General features: G+C 71.6%; 13 protein-coding genes. 6 read left to right on the forward strand and 7 right to left on the reverse strand.

Annotation, left to right across the window (positions count from 1 at the left end):
* Positions 1-103: 103 nt before the first annotated feature.
* A complete protein-coding gene (locus D6B71_RS01330; protein WP_121251854.1) occupies positions 104-1,267 on the reverse strand; it encodes a steroid 3-ketoacyl-CoA thiolase in 1,164 nt (387 codons plus the stop codon).
* Positions 1,268-1,419: 152 nt separating this feature from the next.
* Here D6B71_RS01330 and D6B71_RS01335 point away from each other — a divergent pair, with 152 nt between their 5' ends.
* Both D6B71_RS01335 and D6B71_RS01340 read left to right on the forward strand, forming a co-directional pair.
* Positions 1,420-2,655, forward strand: a complete 1,236-nt coding sequence (locus D6B71_RS01335; protein ID WP_276310978.1) for a cytochrome P450 — start codon at positions 1,420-1,422, stop codon at positions 2,653-2,655.
* Positions 2,656-2,733: 78 nt separating this feature from the next.
* Positions 2,734-3,969, forward strand: coding sequence for a cytochrome P450 (locus D6B71_RS01340; RefSeq protein WP_121251230.1), 1,236 nt, complete (start codon positions 2,734-2,736; stop codon positions 3,967-3,969).
* Here D6B71_RS01340 and map read toward each other — a convergent pair.
* Positions 3,960-4,766, reverse strand: a complete 807-nt coding sequence (gene map, locus D6B71_RS01345) for a type I methionyl aminopeptidase (protein WP_121251232.1) — start codon at positions 4,764-4,766, stop codon at positions 3,960-3,962. The two genes, D6B71_RS01340 and map, sit on opposite strands and share 10 nt — an antisense overlap.
* 156 nt (positions 4,767-4,922) lie before the next feature.
* On the opposite strand from map, the gene D6B71_RS01350 reads away from it, so the two are divergent.
* Together D6B71_RS01350 and D6B71_RS01355 are read left to right on the forward strand one after the other, a co-directional pair.
* Positions 4,923-5,534: a ClpP family protease gene (locus tag D6B71_RS01350; RefSeq protein WP_121251234.1), complete on the forward strand. Its 612-nt coding sequence runs from the start codon at positions 4,923-4,925 to the stop codon at positions 5,532-5,534.
* 5 nt (positions 5,535-5,539) lie between these two features.
* Positions 5,540-6,139 (forward strand): ClpP family protease, encoded by a 600-nt coding sequence (locus D6B71_RS01355; protein ID WP_121251236.1) that lies wholly within the window; start codon positions 5,540-5,542, stop codon positions 6,137-6,139.
* A gap of 37 nt (positions 6,140-6,176) precedes the next feature.
* Here the strand turns inward: D6B71_RS01355 and D6B71_RS01360 are convergent, their stop codons facing one another.
* The 5 genes from D6B71_RS01360 to D6B71_RS01380 all read right to left on the reverse strand — a co-directional run bounded on the left by D6B71_RS01360 (position 6,177) and on the right by D6B71_RS01380 (position 10,529).
* Positions 6,177-6,533 carry a helix-turn-helix domain-containing protein gene (locus D6B71_RS01360; protein ID WP_121251238.1) on the reverse strand — a complete coding sequence of 119 codons (357 nt, stop codon included), beginning with the start codon at positions 6,531-6,533 and terminating at the stop codon, positions 6,177-6,179.
* 89 nt (positions 6,534-6,622) lie between these two features.
* Positions 6,623-7,210 carry a GNAT family N-acetyltransferase gene (locus tag D6B71_RS01365; RefSeq protein WP_206051497.1) on the reverse strand — a complete coding sequence of 196 codons (588 nt, stop codon included), beginning with the start codon at positions 7,208-7,210 and terminating at the stop codon, positions 6,623-6,625.
* A 67-nt stretch (positions 7,211-7,277) separates the two neighbouring features.
* On the reverse strand, positions 7,278-8,441 hold the full coding sequence (locus D6B71_RS01370; protein WP_121251240.1) for a thiolase domain-containing protein: 1,164 nt from the start codon (positions 8,439-8,441) through the stop codon (positions 7,278-7,280).
* Entirely contained in the window at positions 8,441-9,493 is a 1,053-nt protein-coding gene (locus tag D6B71_RS01375; protein ID WP_121251242.1) for a thiolase domain-containing protein, read from the reverse strand. The genes D6B71_RS01370 and D6B71_RS01375 overlap by 1 nt, the downstream gene beginning before the upstream one ends.
* A gap of 73 nt (positions 9,494-9,566) precedes the next feature.
* Positions 9,567-10,529, reverse strand: coding sequence for a Zn-ribbon domain-containing OB-fold protein (locus D6B71_RS01380; protein WP_121251244.1), 963 nt, complete (start codon positions 10,527-10,529; stop codon positions 9,567-9,569).
* 59 nt (positions 10,530-10,588) lie between these two features.
* Here D6B71_RS01380 and D6B71_RS01385 point away from each other — a divergent pair, with 59 nt between their 5' ends.
* Both D6B71_RS01385 and fadD8 read left to right on the forward strand, forming a co-directional pair.
* Positions 10,589-11,632: an LLM class F420-dependent oxidoreductase gene (locus D6B71_RS01385; RefSeq protein ID WP_121251246.1), complete on the forward strand. Its 1,044-nt coding sequence runs from the start codon at positions 10,589-10,591 to the stop codon at positions 11,630-11,632.
* A gap of 121 nt (positions 11,633-11,753) precedes the next feature.
* The gene (fadD8, locus tag D6B71_RS01390) at positions 11,754-13,418 is read left to right on the forward strand and encodes a fatty-acid--CoA ligase FadD8 (protein WP_121251248.1); all 1,665 of its coding nucleotides are present in this window, start codon (positions 11,754-11,756) and stop codon (positions 13,416-13,418) included.
* The last annotated feature ends 139 nt before the right edge of the window (positions 13,419-13,557 follow it).

The raw sequence follows: 13,557 nt of genomic DNA on the forward strand, positions 1-13,557 counted from the left end.
GGGAACGTCGGGTCGTGGGCAACCTATCCGCGTCGGGGCGTCCCAAACCCGCTGTTCTCGATGCGTCGCGACGAGCCCGCTCGAGAGCCGACCGCCCGCACCCTCACAATCGCTCGAGCACCGTCCCGGTCGCCATCGCGCCGCCGGCGCACATCGAGATCAGGGCGGTGGTGGCGTCGCGGCGCTCCAGCTCGTGCAGTGCGGCGGTGATCAGTCGGACGCCGGTGGCGCCGACGGGGTGGCCGAGGGCGATCGCGCCGCCGTTGACGTTGACCCGGTCCAGGTCGACGCCGTGCTGACCGGCCCAGGAGAGGACGACGGAGGCGAACGCCTCGTTGACCTCGAACAGGTCGAAGTCCCCGATGGACATGCCGGTGCGGTCGAGCAGCCGCTGGGTCGCGTCGATGGGGCCGTCGAGGTGGTAGTAGGGATCGGAGCCCACCAGGCAGTGGGTGACGATCCGGGCGCGCGGGGTGAGTCCGAGGGCCCGGGCCTTGTCCTCGTCCATGATCAGCAGCGCCGCGGCGCCGTCGGAGATCTGGGACGACGTGCCGGCGGTGTGCAGCCCGTCCGGCAGCACGGTGCGCAGCCCGGCGAGGCCCTCGAGCGTCGTCTCCCGCAGTCCTTGGTCGGCGTCCACGACCCGGGTCTCGCCGGTCGGCTTGCCCTCGTCGTCGAGGACCGGTGCCTCGATCGGAGCGGTCTCTCGCTTGAACCGGCCCTCGTCGACGGCGACGCGTGCCTTCTGCTGCGAGGCGAGTCCGAACGCGTCGAGGTCCTCCCGCGTCAGCCCGCGGTTGCGGGCGATCCGGTCGGCGGCCTCGAACTGGTTGGGCATGTCGATGGTCCAGTCGTCGGGTCGCGGGTCGCCGAGGCCCTCGGGGACGTTGCCGCCCAGCGGGATCCGCGACATCGACTCGACGCCGCAGGCGACGCCCACCTCGATCGAGCCCGCGCGCACCAGGTCGTTGACCAGGTGGGCGGCCTGCTGGCCCGAGCCGCACTGGGCGTCGAGGGCGGTGCCTCCGGTGTGTTGCGGGAGACCCGCGTGCAGCCAGGCCCGGCGGACCATGTCGTTGGACTGCTCGCCGGCCTGGGTGACGCAGCCTCCGATGACCTGCTCGACCAGTTCCGGGTCGAGGCCGGCCCGCTCCAGCACCGTGCGCTGGGCGAAGCCCAGGAGCACAGCGGGGTGGATGCCCGCGAGCCAGCCGCGGCGGCGGCCGAGGGGAGTGCGGACTGCGTCGATGATCACCGGGTTGCCCATGACCCGAAAGTAGAACACGTTCCGGTTCGCCACGATCGCGCGGTCCCGCCGACCGGGAGGGCGTCGCCGGGTGGGTCTTCCCAAACCTACCGACGGTATGTAAGCATCGTCACCTAGAACACGTTCCACCCCCCGTCTTCCAGGAGTGCTCGGTGACCCAGACCCCCGTCCTGCCCGTCGGCTTCGACCCGACCGACCCCGACGTGATGCGGGAGCGGGTGCCGCACGACGAGCTCCTGGCACTGCGGCGCACCGCACCCGTGTCGTGGGTGGAGCAGGACGAGGCCGCTCGCGGCGGGTTCCCCGACCACGCCGGCTTCTGGGCGCTCAGCAAGCACGAGGACGTCGCCGCGGTCTCCAAGGACCAGACGAACTTCTCGACCCAGGAGAACGGCGTCATCATCCGGTTCCACCCCGAGATGACCAAGGAGGAGCGCGAGCAGACCGGCTTCCTGCTGATCAACCACGACGCGCCCGACCACACCAAGCTGCGTCAGATCGTGTCGCGCGCATTCACCCCGCGGGCGATCCACGCCCTGCACGACGGGCTGGAGGAGCGTGCCCGGCGCATCGTCGAGGAGGCGGTCGCCAAGGGCGAGGGAAACTTCGTCGAGGACGTCGCTGCCGAGCTGCCGCTGCAGGCGATCGCCGACCTGCTCGGGGTGCCGCAGGAGGACCGCGGCAAGCTCTTCGAGTGGTCGAACCAGATGATGTCCTACGACGACCCCGAGGTCGAGGGCGACCAGATGACCGCCTTCATGGAGATCCTCGGCTACTCGATGGCGCTCGCCGACGAGCGGCGCAAGAACCCCGCCGACGACATCATCACCAAGCTGGTGACCGCCGACGTCGACGGCCGCGGGCTCACCGATGACGAGTTCGGGTTCTTCCTGATCCTGCTCGCCGTCGCCGGCAACGAGACCACCCGCAACGCCATCACCTGGGGCATGCACGCGTTCATGCACGACCCGGCCGCCTGGGAGCTCTACCGTCGGGAGCGGCCCGCGACCGCGGTCGACGAGATCATCCGCTGGGCCACGCCGGTGACCGTCTTCCAGCGCACCGCCCTGAACGACATCGAGGTCGGCGGCGTGCCGGTGAAGAAGGGCGACCGGGTCGGTCTGCTCTACGCCAGCGCGAACTTCGACGAGGACGTCTTCGACGACCCCTTCACCTTCAACATCCTGCGCGACCCCAACCCGCACCAGGCGTTCGGCGGGCACGGCGCGCACTACTGCATCGGCGCCAACCTCGCCAAGCTCGAGGTCGACCTGATCTTCAAGGCCATCGCCGACATCGCGCCCGGCATCCGCCCCCTCGGTGAGCCCTCGCGGCTGCGCAGCGGCTGGCTCAACGGCGTCAAGGACCTCCGCGTCGCCTACCGGTGACGCGCCCCGTCTCGGGACCAGCACGACGTACCGCCCAGGACGTTCCGCCCAGGGCGAACAGCTGAGAAAGGACCCACCGTGACCGCGAGCGACATCCTGCCCGAGGGCTTCGACTTCACCGACCCCTTCCTCAACGAGGCCGGCATCCCGCACGAGCAGTTCCTGGCGCTGCGCCGCAACGCTCCGGTCTTCTGGGTGCCGCAGAGCAGCCCGGCCAACGACGGGTTCCCCGACCAGCCGGGCTACTGGGCGGTGAGCAAGCACGCCGACGTCGCGGCGGTGTCGAAGAACAGCAAGGACTTCTCGACCGCCGAGAACGGCGCGATCATCCGCTTCCAGGCCGGCATGACCCGCGACCAGGTCGAGCTGCAGCGGGTGATGCTGATCAACCAGGACCCGCCCGAGCACACCAGCACCCGCCACATCGTCTCCCGCGGGTTCACCCCCCGCTCGGTCGGCGCCCTCGAGACCGTGATGCGCGAGCGCGCGGAGAAGATCGTCCGGGACGCGCTCGAGCGCGGGCACGGCAACTTCGTCGAGGACGTCGCCGCCGAGCTGCCGCTGCAGGCGATCGCCGACCTGCTCGGCGTCCCCCAGGACGACCGGCACAAGCTGTTCGACTGGTCCAACCAGATGCTGGCCGGCGACGACCCCGACATCGGCGGGGAGCCCGACGTGGCGGCGGCCGAGATCCTCGGCTACGCGATGGCGATGGCCGACGACCGGCGCGCGAACCCCCGAGACGACCTGGTCACGAAGCTGGTGCACGCCGACAAGGACGGCCGGGGCCTCACCGACGACGAGTTCGGCTACTTCGTGATCATCCTGACCGTCGCCGGCAACGAGACCACCCGCAACGCGATCACCCACGGCATGAACGCGTTCTTCGAGAACCCCGACCAGTGGGAGCTCTGGAAGTCCGAGCGGCCGGCCACGATGGTCGACGAGGTGATCCGCTACGCGACGCCGGTCAGCGTCTTCCAGCGCACCGCGCTGCGCGACGTCGAGGTCGGCGGCGTGCCGGTCGAGCAGGGCCAGCGGGTCGGCATCTTCTACGCCAGCGGCAACTTCGACGACGACGTCTTCGACGACCCCTACCGATTCGACATCACCCGCGACCCGAACCCGCACCTGTCCTTCGGCGGGCACGGCGCCCACTACTGCATCGGCGCCAACCTGGCCCGACTCGAGGTCCGGGTGCTGTTCGACGCGATCGCCGACCTGGCGCCGGGCATCAGCAAGGCGGGCGAGCCGAAGCGGCTTCGCCACCCGTGGGTGAACGGGATCAAGGACCTCCAGGTCCGCTACGCCTGAGCGGCGAAGCGGGTCCGCAGCTGCGGCTCGCGGGCGCGAGCGGTCAGCACGAACGGGTCGCCGTCGGTGATCGCGACGGTGTGCTCCATGTGCGCGCCGCGCGAGCCGTCCATGCTGCGCAGCGTCCAGCCGTCGGCGTCGGTGAAGATCTCGTCGGTGGTGTGCAGGAACCACGGCTCGATCGCGATCACCAGCCCGGGCTGCAGCTTGTAGCCGCGGCCGGGACGGCCGTCGTTGGGGATGTGCGGGTCGCCGTGCATGGTGCGGCCGACGCCGTGGCCCCCGAACTGCGTGTTGATCCGCAGCCCCTCGGCGCGCGCCACCGAGGCGATCGCGTGCGAGATGTCGCCGATCCGGTTGCCGGCTCGAGCCGCGTCGATGCCGGCCGCCAACGCCCGCTCGGTCACCTCGATCAGCCGCAGGTCTTCCGGGCGCGGAGTGCCGACCACGAGGGAGTACGCCGAGTCGGCGACCCAGCCGTCGACGGACGCCGCGAAGTCGACGCTGAGCAGGTCGCCGTCGGCGAGCACGTAGTCGCGCGGCAGGCCGTGCAGCACCGCGTCGTTCACCGACGTGCACAGCACCTTGCCGAACGGCGAGGCACCGAAGGAGGGGTGGTAGTCGATGTAGCACGACTCCGCGCCGCGCTCCTTGATCATCCGGTGCGCCAGCGCGTCGAGGTCGAGCAGGTTGACCCCCACGTCGGCGGCCTCGGCGAGAGCGGTGATGACCTCGGAGACGAACCGGCCGGCCGGCTTCATCTCCTCGATCTGGGCGGGGGTGCGGAGCTCGATCACACCCCGGATCGTACGGGGCGCCGGGCCACGGCGAGCTCGGCGGGCCGAGACCTCGCGGAGGCCACCTCTGCCGAGGGCAGATCTGCCGGGGGCAGAACCGCTTGGGTCGCGGAGCGGGTGCTCCGCAGGCTGGGAGCACCCGACCCAGGAGGACCCATGACCAGCGCCCCACCTGTCACCGGCAGCCTCGACGACCAGCTGACCGCCCGGCTGCTGCACCAGCGGATCATCGTGCTCGGCCAGGAGGTCGACGACGCGATCGCCAACCGGCTCTGCGCCGAGCTGCTGCTGCTCTCGGCCGAGGATCCGCACCGCGACATCAGTCTCTACCTCAACTCTCCCGGCGGCTCGGTGAGCGCCGGGCTGGCCATCTACGACACCATGCGGCTGATCCCCAACGACGTGAGCACGCTCGCCCTCGGGCTGGCGGCCAGCATGGGTCAGTTCCTGCTCTCGGCCGGCACTCCGGGCAAGCGCTACGCCCTCCCGCACGCCCGGGTGCTGATGCACCAGGGATCGGCCGGGCTCGGCGGCACCGCGGTCGACATCGAGATCCAGGCGCAGAACCTCGAGCACACCAAGAACGTGATGCTCGGGCTGATCGCCGAGCACACCGGCCAGCCGGTCTCGCGGATCGAGCAGGACTCGCTGCGCGACCGCTGGTTCACCGCCGAGGAGGCCCGCGACTACGGCTTCGTCGACGCGGTGCTCACCGACGTCGACCAGGTGGTGCCGGCCCGCGGCGCCGGCAGCTTCGGGCTGAGGTGAGCGCGATGAGCTCGTACACCATCCCCAGCGTGGTCGAGAGCACCGTGCGCGGCGAGCGCGCGGTCGACATCTACAGCCGGTTGCTCACCGATCGGATCATCTACCTCGGCACCGAGATCGACGACAGCGTCGCGAACGTGGTCATCGCCCAGCTGCTGCATCTGGAGTCCGACCGGCCCGACGCCCCCATCAACCTCTACCTGAACTCGCCCGGCGGCTCGGTCACCGCGATGCTTGCGATCTACGACACCCTGCAGTTCGTCCGGTCGCCGGTCGGCACGACCTGCGTCGGCCAGGCCGCCTCGGGTGCCGCGGTGCTGCTCGCCGCCGGCGCCGCCGGCTCACGGACCGTGCTCCCGCACGCGCGGGTCGTCCTGCACCAACCCTCCGGGGGAGGCCAGGGCACGCTCCCCGACCTGGCCCTCCAGGCGAAGGAGGTGGTGCGGCTGCGCGGCGCGATGGAGGAGATCCTGGCGCTGCACACCGGCCAGAGCGTCGACCGGCTGCGCGCGGACACCGACCGGGACCTGGTGCTCGACGCGGAGCGCGCGGTGGAGTACGGCGTGGCCGATGCGGTGCTCGGCAGCCGCAAGGCGGCCGCCTGACGACGGCGACGAGACAGCGCCCACGCGGCGTACGCCGTCAGGCCGCCAGGCAGAGCGGCGAGCGGGTGGCCCGCTCCCGCGCGAGCGAACGGGTCACCCGCGCGGTCAGGTCGACCAGCTCGAGCCCCAGGGCGCCGCCGACCGCCTCGAGGATCTCCGAGCTGGGCTCCTTGCGCCCCCGCTCGATCTCGGAGAGGTAGGGCAGCGAGATCCCCGCCGCTCCGGCGACGTCTGACAGCGTGCGACCGCTGCGGCGTCGCTCCTCGCGCAGCTCGCGGCCGACCGCCTCTCGCCACAGCGGCGCCGGCGGGGTGCTCCGCGGCGGCGCCGCGGGTCGGGGGCGCAGCGCGAAGACGTTGTCGCGGTCGGCCGGCTCGGCGGCGGGGCTGCTCATGCTCGGACGCTAGACCCGCGGCGCCCCCGTGCCCAGGCCCGTTCGCGGTGGGCGAACGGTGGCCTTGCCCGGAGCGGTCGGGGAGCGGGTCAGCGGCGCGCGGCCCGCCACTCCTCGGCGAGCAGCGCGTAGCCGTAGCCGTCGAGCCACTCGCCGGAGCGGTGCAGCGACTCCTTGACCGTGTGCAGCTCGCGGCGCATGCCGAGGCGTTCGGCCAGCCGCCACGAGGGCGTGTTGTCGGCGAACAGCCCGGCGGTGACCCGCCGCAGCCCGAGTCCGTCGAAGCACAGCCGGAGCAGCTCGGCGACCGCCTCGGTGGCGTATCCCCGGCCGCCGTAGGCCGGGTCGAAGACCCAGCCCAGCTCCGCCTGGACGCCGCGCGCCTGCTCGGCGACCTCGGCCTGGGCCCAGGCATCCTCGACGGCGAGCATCAGGTCGCCGATGATGACGCCGTCGAGTTCGACGATGAGGAGCTTGGCGAGCCGTTCGGGTGAGGTGAACCGGTCGCGGTGGTCGGCTCGGTTCGTCGAGTCGACACTCAGCCAGTGCGCCACCTCGGGGAGCCGTCGGAACCGCCAGTTGGCCTCCTCGTCATCCGGCGTCGCCGGGCGGATCAGCAGCCGGGTGGTGTGCACCGGCCAGGGGAGCCGGTCGAACGGAGACGTCGTCGGGGCCACGCCGCCATCATCGCCTTCCTCCGTTCCTTCGCCGAGTCGGCGCCCATGTCTGCCGAATCGGCGGGACTCAGTTGCTCGGAGGCTCCGACCCGACCACCCACATCGCGAAGAACTGTGAGCCGCCGCCGTAGGCGTGGCCCAGCGCCCGACGGGCTCCGTCGACCTGGTGCTCGCCGGCGGCGCCCCGCACCTGCAGGGCCGCCTCGCCGAAGCGGAGCATCCCGGAGGCACCGATCGGGTTCGAGGAGAGCACGCCGCCGGAGCAGTTGACCGGGATCTGGCCGTCCATGGCGGTGGCGCCGGACTCGGAGAGCTTCCAGCCCTCGCCCTCGGCGGCGAAGCCGAGGCTCTCCAGCCACATCGGCTCGAACCAGGAGAACGGCACGTAGATCTCGGCCGCGTCGATCTCGGTCAGCGGGTCGGTGATGCCGGCCTGGGCCCAGAGTGCGGCCGCCGCGTCGCGGGAGGCCTGCGGGTTCACCTGGTCGCGCTCCGCGGCCGTGGTGGCCTCCGAGCGCATCACCGTGCCGTGGATCCACGCGGGGTTCGGCGAGGCCTTCGCGGTGTCCTCGTCGACGATCACCAGCGCGCAGGCGCCGTCGGAGGAGGGGCAGGTCTCGTCGTAGCGGATCGGGTCCCACAGCATCTGCGAGGCCAGCACCGACTCCACGGTGGTGTCGGGGTTGCGCAGGTGCGCGTAGGGGTTCTTGAGCGCGTTCTGCCGGTCCTTGGCGGCGACGATCGCACCGACGTGGGTGGGGGCGTTCGACCGGCGGATGTAGGAGCGCACGTGCGGGGCGAAGTAGCCGCCCGCGCCGGCGTGCACCGGCATGTTGAACGGCAGCGGCACCGACAGCGCCCACATCGCGTTCGACTCCGACTGCTTCTCGTAGGCCACGGTGAGCACCCGCTTGTGCACGCCTGCCTGCACCAGCGAGGAGGCCACGATCGCGGTCGAGCCCCCCACCGAGCCGGCCGTGTGCACCCGGAGCAGCGGCTTGCCGGCGGCACCGAGAGCCTCGGCGAGGAAGAGCTCGGGCATCATCACGCCCTCGAACAGGTCGGGGGCCTTGCCGACGACGATCGCGTCGATGTCGTCGAGGGTCAGGTTCGCGTCGGCCAGGGCGCGGTCGATGGCCTCGCGGCACAGGCCGGCCATCGAGACGTCCTCGCGCTTGGCGCGGTGGTGGGTCTGGCCGACGCCGACCACCGCGGCGGGCTGCTTCGCCATCAGTTCCGTCCTTCCAGGACGCAGAGCAGGTTCTGTTGCAGGGCCGGGCCGGACGTCGCGTGCGCGACCGCCTTGGACGCCTCGCCGGACCAGATCCGCGAGGCCGCCTCGCCGATCCGGATGCCGCCGGCGGAGAACATCGGGTTGCTGGTCAGCGCGCCGCCGGACGGGTTGATGCGGACGTCGTCGGCCAGGCCGAGCTCGCTGCGCAGGATCAGCTCCTGGTGGCTGAACGGGGCGTGCAGCTCGGCGATCTCGACGCCGTCGAGGTCGACCGCCGCCGCCGCCCGCGCCGCCGACGGGGCGCGGGTGAGGTCGCGGGTGCCCATGCTCATCGGGTCGACGTAGTGCGCGAGTCCGTCGATCCAGGCGGGCCGGTCCCGCACCTCGCGGGCCCGGTCGTCCGCGGCGAGCACGATCGCCGCCGCGCCGTCGGTGACCGGTGAGCAGTCGTGCTTGCGCAGCGGGTCGGCGTAGACCGGCCGGGCCAGCAGCTCCTCGACGGACGAGCCGCCCTTGCGCACTGCGTACTCGTTCTTCTCCGCATCGGTCAGCGAGCGGTTGGCGACCTCGGCCATCGCCCGCTCGTCCCAGATGCCGGCGTCGATGCCGGCGCGCGCCTGCAGGCCGGCCAGCGACACGGTGTCGGGCCACAGCGGCGTCATCGTGTAGGGCTCGAGCTGGAGCGCGAGGGTACGCCGCAGCACGCCGGCCGAGGACTTGCCGAACGCGTAGACCAGCGCGGTGTCGACCTCGCCGGTCTGGATCTTGATCCAGGCCTCGTAGAGCGCCCAGGCCAGGTCCATCTCGACGTGCGACTCGTTGACCGGCGGGATCACCCCGATCGCGTCGACGGCCGAGACGAACGAGAACGACCGCCCGGCCAGGTAGTCCGAGGACCCCGAGCACCAGAACCCGATGTCGCGCCGGCTCCAGCCCGTCTGCTCGTAGCACTCGGTGAACAGCGGGACCAGCAGCTCCACGCAGGTGGGCGATCCGTCGAACTCGGGCATCTGTCGCTGGGCGAACCCGACGACGGCGACGTCTCTCATCAGTCACATCTCCTTGCGACAACCGGGGTCCCCGCGGCGCTTGCGAGCGCAGCGAGCAACGTCGTGGGGTGGTTCATAGGTGGTGCTTGTAGGTGTCGAAGTCGGCGTCGGGATCGCCGGTGGGCTCGAAGTGGTCGATGTTCTCCAGCGAGTAGGTCCACTCCTCCTGCGGCTTCCACACCGCCTTGACCCGCATGCCCATCCGCACCTGGTCGGCGGGCACGCCCAGGATCAGGTGGAGGATGGCGATGTCGGCGCCGTCGAGCAGCACGTACGCGGAGACGTACGGCGGCGTGATCTTCTGGCCGAGGAACGGCACGTTCACGATGCAGAACGTCGTGATCGTGCCGGTCTGCGACAGCTCCACCTCCTCGGCGGTGGGCGTGCCGTCGGCCGGGCAGGCGCTGCGCGGCGGCACGTAGACCTTGCCGCAACTGGGGCAGCGCTGGCCGAGGATGCGGCCCTCGTTGAGTCCGCGGTAGAACGCCGACTCCTCGGGCGAGGCGGCGTAGAGGTAGTCGAGGGAGACCGGGGTGACGATGCCGGTGGTCGCCTCGCGGTCGGCGAGCGGTGTCGCGCGGCCGCCGGGCAGGTCGTCGGCGGGCTCGAAGCACTCGATGTCGGTGATCGCACCGGAGCGCTCCTCGGCCCACCGGACCCGCACCCGCATGCCGGTGACCACGTGGTCGGGGGAGTCGACGTCGAGCGCGTGCAACAGCGGCGCGTCGGCGCCGTCGAGCGTCACCAGCGCGAAGGCGAACGGGCGGTCGAACGGCTGGTGCTTGACCGGCTCGGGCACCCAGGTCCACGAGGTGACCGTGCCGGTGTCGGCGACCTCGACCAGGTCGGCGTCGGTCAGTTGCCGGTGGGTGACCGGGTCGTACTCGGGCGGCGGCAGCACCACCCTGCCGTCCGAGGTGCGCCCGGCGACGAGGGTGCGGTCGCGCAGGCCGGCGAAGAACCGGCCGAGCACCGGTCCGACCGAGCGGGTGTAGTCGAAGGCGACCGTCACGGGGGCTTGCAGGGTGCGGGACATGGCTCGGAATTGAAACACGTTCTAGTCAGCGGGGCAAGGCGTCTGCCAGGCTGTCGGGCATGAAGCTCGGACTACAGCTGGGGTACTGGGGCGCGCAGCCCCCGACAGGCGTCGCGGAGCTGGTCGCCGCCGCCGAGGACGCCGGATTCGACTCGATGTTCACCGCCGAGGCCTGGGGCTCGGACGCCTTCACGCCGCTGGCCTGGTGGGGGCGCGAGACGTCGCGATTGCGGCTCGGCACCTCGATCGTGCAGATGTCGGGGCGCTCGCCCGCCTCGATCGCGATGCACGCGCTCACCCTCGACCACCTCAGCGGTGGCCGGGTGGTGCTCGGCATGGGCGTGAGCGGCCCGCAGGTCGTCGAGGGGTGGTACGGCCAGCCGTTCGCCAAGCCGCTGGCGCGCACCCGCGAGGTGGTCTCGATCATCCGCCAGGTGCTGGCCCGCGAGGCTCCGGTCACCAACGAGGGTCCCCACTACCCGCTGCCCTATCGCGGCGAGAACGCCGTTGGTCTCGGCAAGCCGCTCAAGCCGATCGTGCACCCGCTCCGCGCCGACCTGCCGATCTGGCTGGGCGCCGAGGGGCCGAAGAACGTCGCCCAGACCGCCGAGATCGCCGACGGCTGGATCCCGATCTTCTACACCCCGAAGTCGGCCGGCATGTACCAGCCGTGGCTCGACGAGGGCTTCGCCCGCCCGGGCGCCCGGCGTACCCGCACCGACTTCGAGATCGCCGCGACCTGTCACCTCGAGATCGTGCCGGACGCCGCCGGGAAGCAGGCGGTGCTCGACGCGATGAAGCCGTTCGTCGCGCTCTACATGGGCGGCATGGGTGCCAAGGAGCAGAACTTCCACAAGATGGTCTTCGAGCGCATGGGGTACGCCGAGCTGGCCGACGAGGTGCAGCGGCTCTACCTCGGCGGTGAGAAGGACCGCGCCGCGGCGCTGGTGCCCGACGAGCTGGTCGACGACATGCACATCGTCGGCACCGAGTCGGAGGTGCGTGATCGGGTCGCGGCCTGGGAGGAGACCGGCGTGACCACGCTGCTGCTCAGCTGCCGCTCCGCCGACGAGGTGCGCCGGGTGGCCGAGGTCCTGGCCTGACGCAGGCTGCGCCCCCCCGGGGCGGGCCGGGTGCCACGGTCGAGCCCGGGAGTCGCCCCGGTGACGGTTCCATCCCGAACGCCCTTCCCTCGGAAGTGGAACACGTTCTAGTCTCGGGGCCATGACCGCGACGCCCGTCTCCCAGGCCGCCCGTCCCGCCGACCCCAGCACCGACCCCGCCGCCAGTGCGGCCGACCCACTGCACCTCGGCACCCACAACGGCCACCTGATGGTGGCCGCGCTGAAGCGCCACCGGGACGCCCCGGTGATGTACCTCGGCGACACCACGCTCACCGGACGCGAGACCGCGGCGCGGATCAGTCAGTACGTCCAGGCGTTCGAGGCGCTCGGTGCCGGCCGCGGCGTGCCGGGGGCACTGCTCGCGCTCAACCGGCCGGAGGTGCTGTTCATCCTCGGCGCCGGCCAGACCCAGGGCTTCCAGCGCACCTCGCTGCACCCCCTCGGCTCGCTCGACGACCACGCCTACGTCATCGACGACGCCGGCATCGGCGTGCTGGTGATCGACCCGGTGCCGATGTTCGTCGAGCGGGCGGTCGCGCTGCTCGAACGCTGCCCGGGCCTTCGCCAGGTGCTCACGATCGGGCCGGTGCCCGCCGAGCTCGAGGGCCGGGCCACCGACCTGGCCGCGACCGCGGCGGCGTACGACCCGAAGCGGCTCGAGGCGGCGCTGCTGCCGCCCGACCACGTCGTCTCGATCACCTACACCGGCGGCACCACCGGCAAGCCCAAGGGCGTGATCGGCACCTCCCGGGCGATGAACACGATGACGCAGATCCAGATGGCCGAGTGGGAGTGGCCCGAGGCGCCACGGTTCCTCATGTGCACCCCGCTCTCGCACGCGGGCGCGGCGTTCTTCGTGCCGACCGTGTTGAAGGGTGGCTGCCTCTACGTGCTGCCGAAGTTCGACCCCGCCGAGGTGCTGCGCACGATCGAGGAGCAGAAGATCACCGCCACCATGCTGGTGCCGGCGATGCTCTACGCGCTGATGGACCACCCCGACTCGCGCACCCGCGACCTGTCCTCGCTCGAGACCGTCTACTACGGCGCCTCGGCGATCAACCCGGTGCGGCTGCAGGAGGCCATCGACCGGTTCGGCCCGATCTTCGCGCAGTACTACGGCCAGTCCGAGGCGCCGATGGCGATCTCCTACCTCCCGAAGGGCGACCACGACCCGGCCCGGCTGACCTCGTGCGGCCGGCCGTCCGCGTTCGTGCGCAGCGCGCTGCTAGACGCCGACGGCAACCCGGTGCCGCAGGGCGAGCCGGGCGAGGTCTGCGTCGCCGGGCCTCTGGTCTGCGACGGCTACTGGCAGCTCCCCGAGGCCACCGAGGAGACCTTCGGCGGCGGCTGGCTGCGCACCGGCGACGTCGCCCGCGAGGACGAGGACGGCTTCTGGCACATCGTCGACCGCACCAAGGACATGATCGTCACCGGCGGGTTCAACGTGTTCCCCCGCGAGATCGAGGACGTCATCGCCGAGCACCCCGCCGTCGCCCAGGTCGGCGTGATCGGCGTGCCCGACGAGAAGTGGGGTGAGGCGGTCACCGCGATCGTCGTGCTGCGCGAGGGCGTCGACCCGGCCGACGAGGCCGCCGTGGCGAGCGTCGCGGCCGAGATCCAGGCGCTGGTCAAGGAGCGCAAGGGCGCCGTGCACGCTCCCAAGGAGGTGATCGCGGTGACCTCGCTGCCGCTCACCGCCGTCGGCAAGCTCGACAAGAAGGCGCTGCGCAAGCAGTTCTGGACCGGCGACCGCGCGGTCGGCTGATCGGGTACGCCGCGCCGGGAGGCGCCGGGTCGGTCTCTGCCGGGTGGTGGGCGGCTGCACGATGGTGTGGCTTCATCAAGGGATGCAGGTCAACCCGCACTTCCCCGGGCGAACCCGGCTAGGGAAGTGAAGGTTCGTC

The organism is Nocardioides ferulae (genome assembly GCF_003660455.1).
Classification (GTDB): domain Bacteria; phylum Actinomycetota; class Actinomycetes; order Propionibacteriales; family Nocardioidaceae; genus Nocardioides; species Nocardioides ferulae.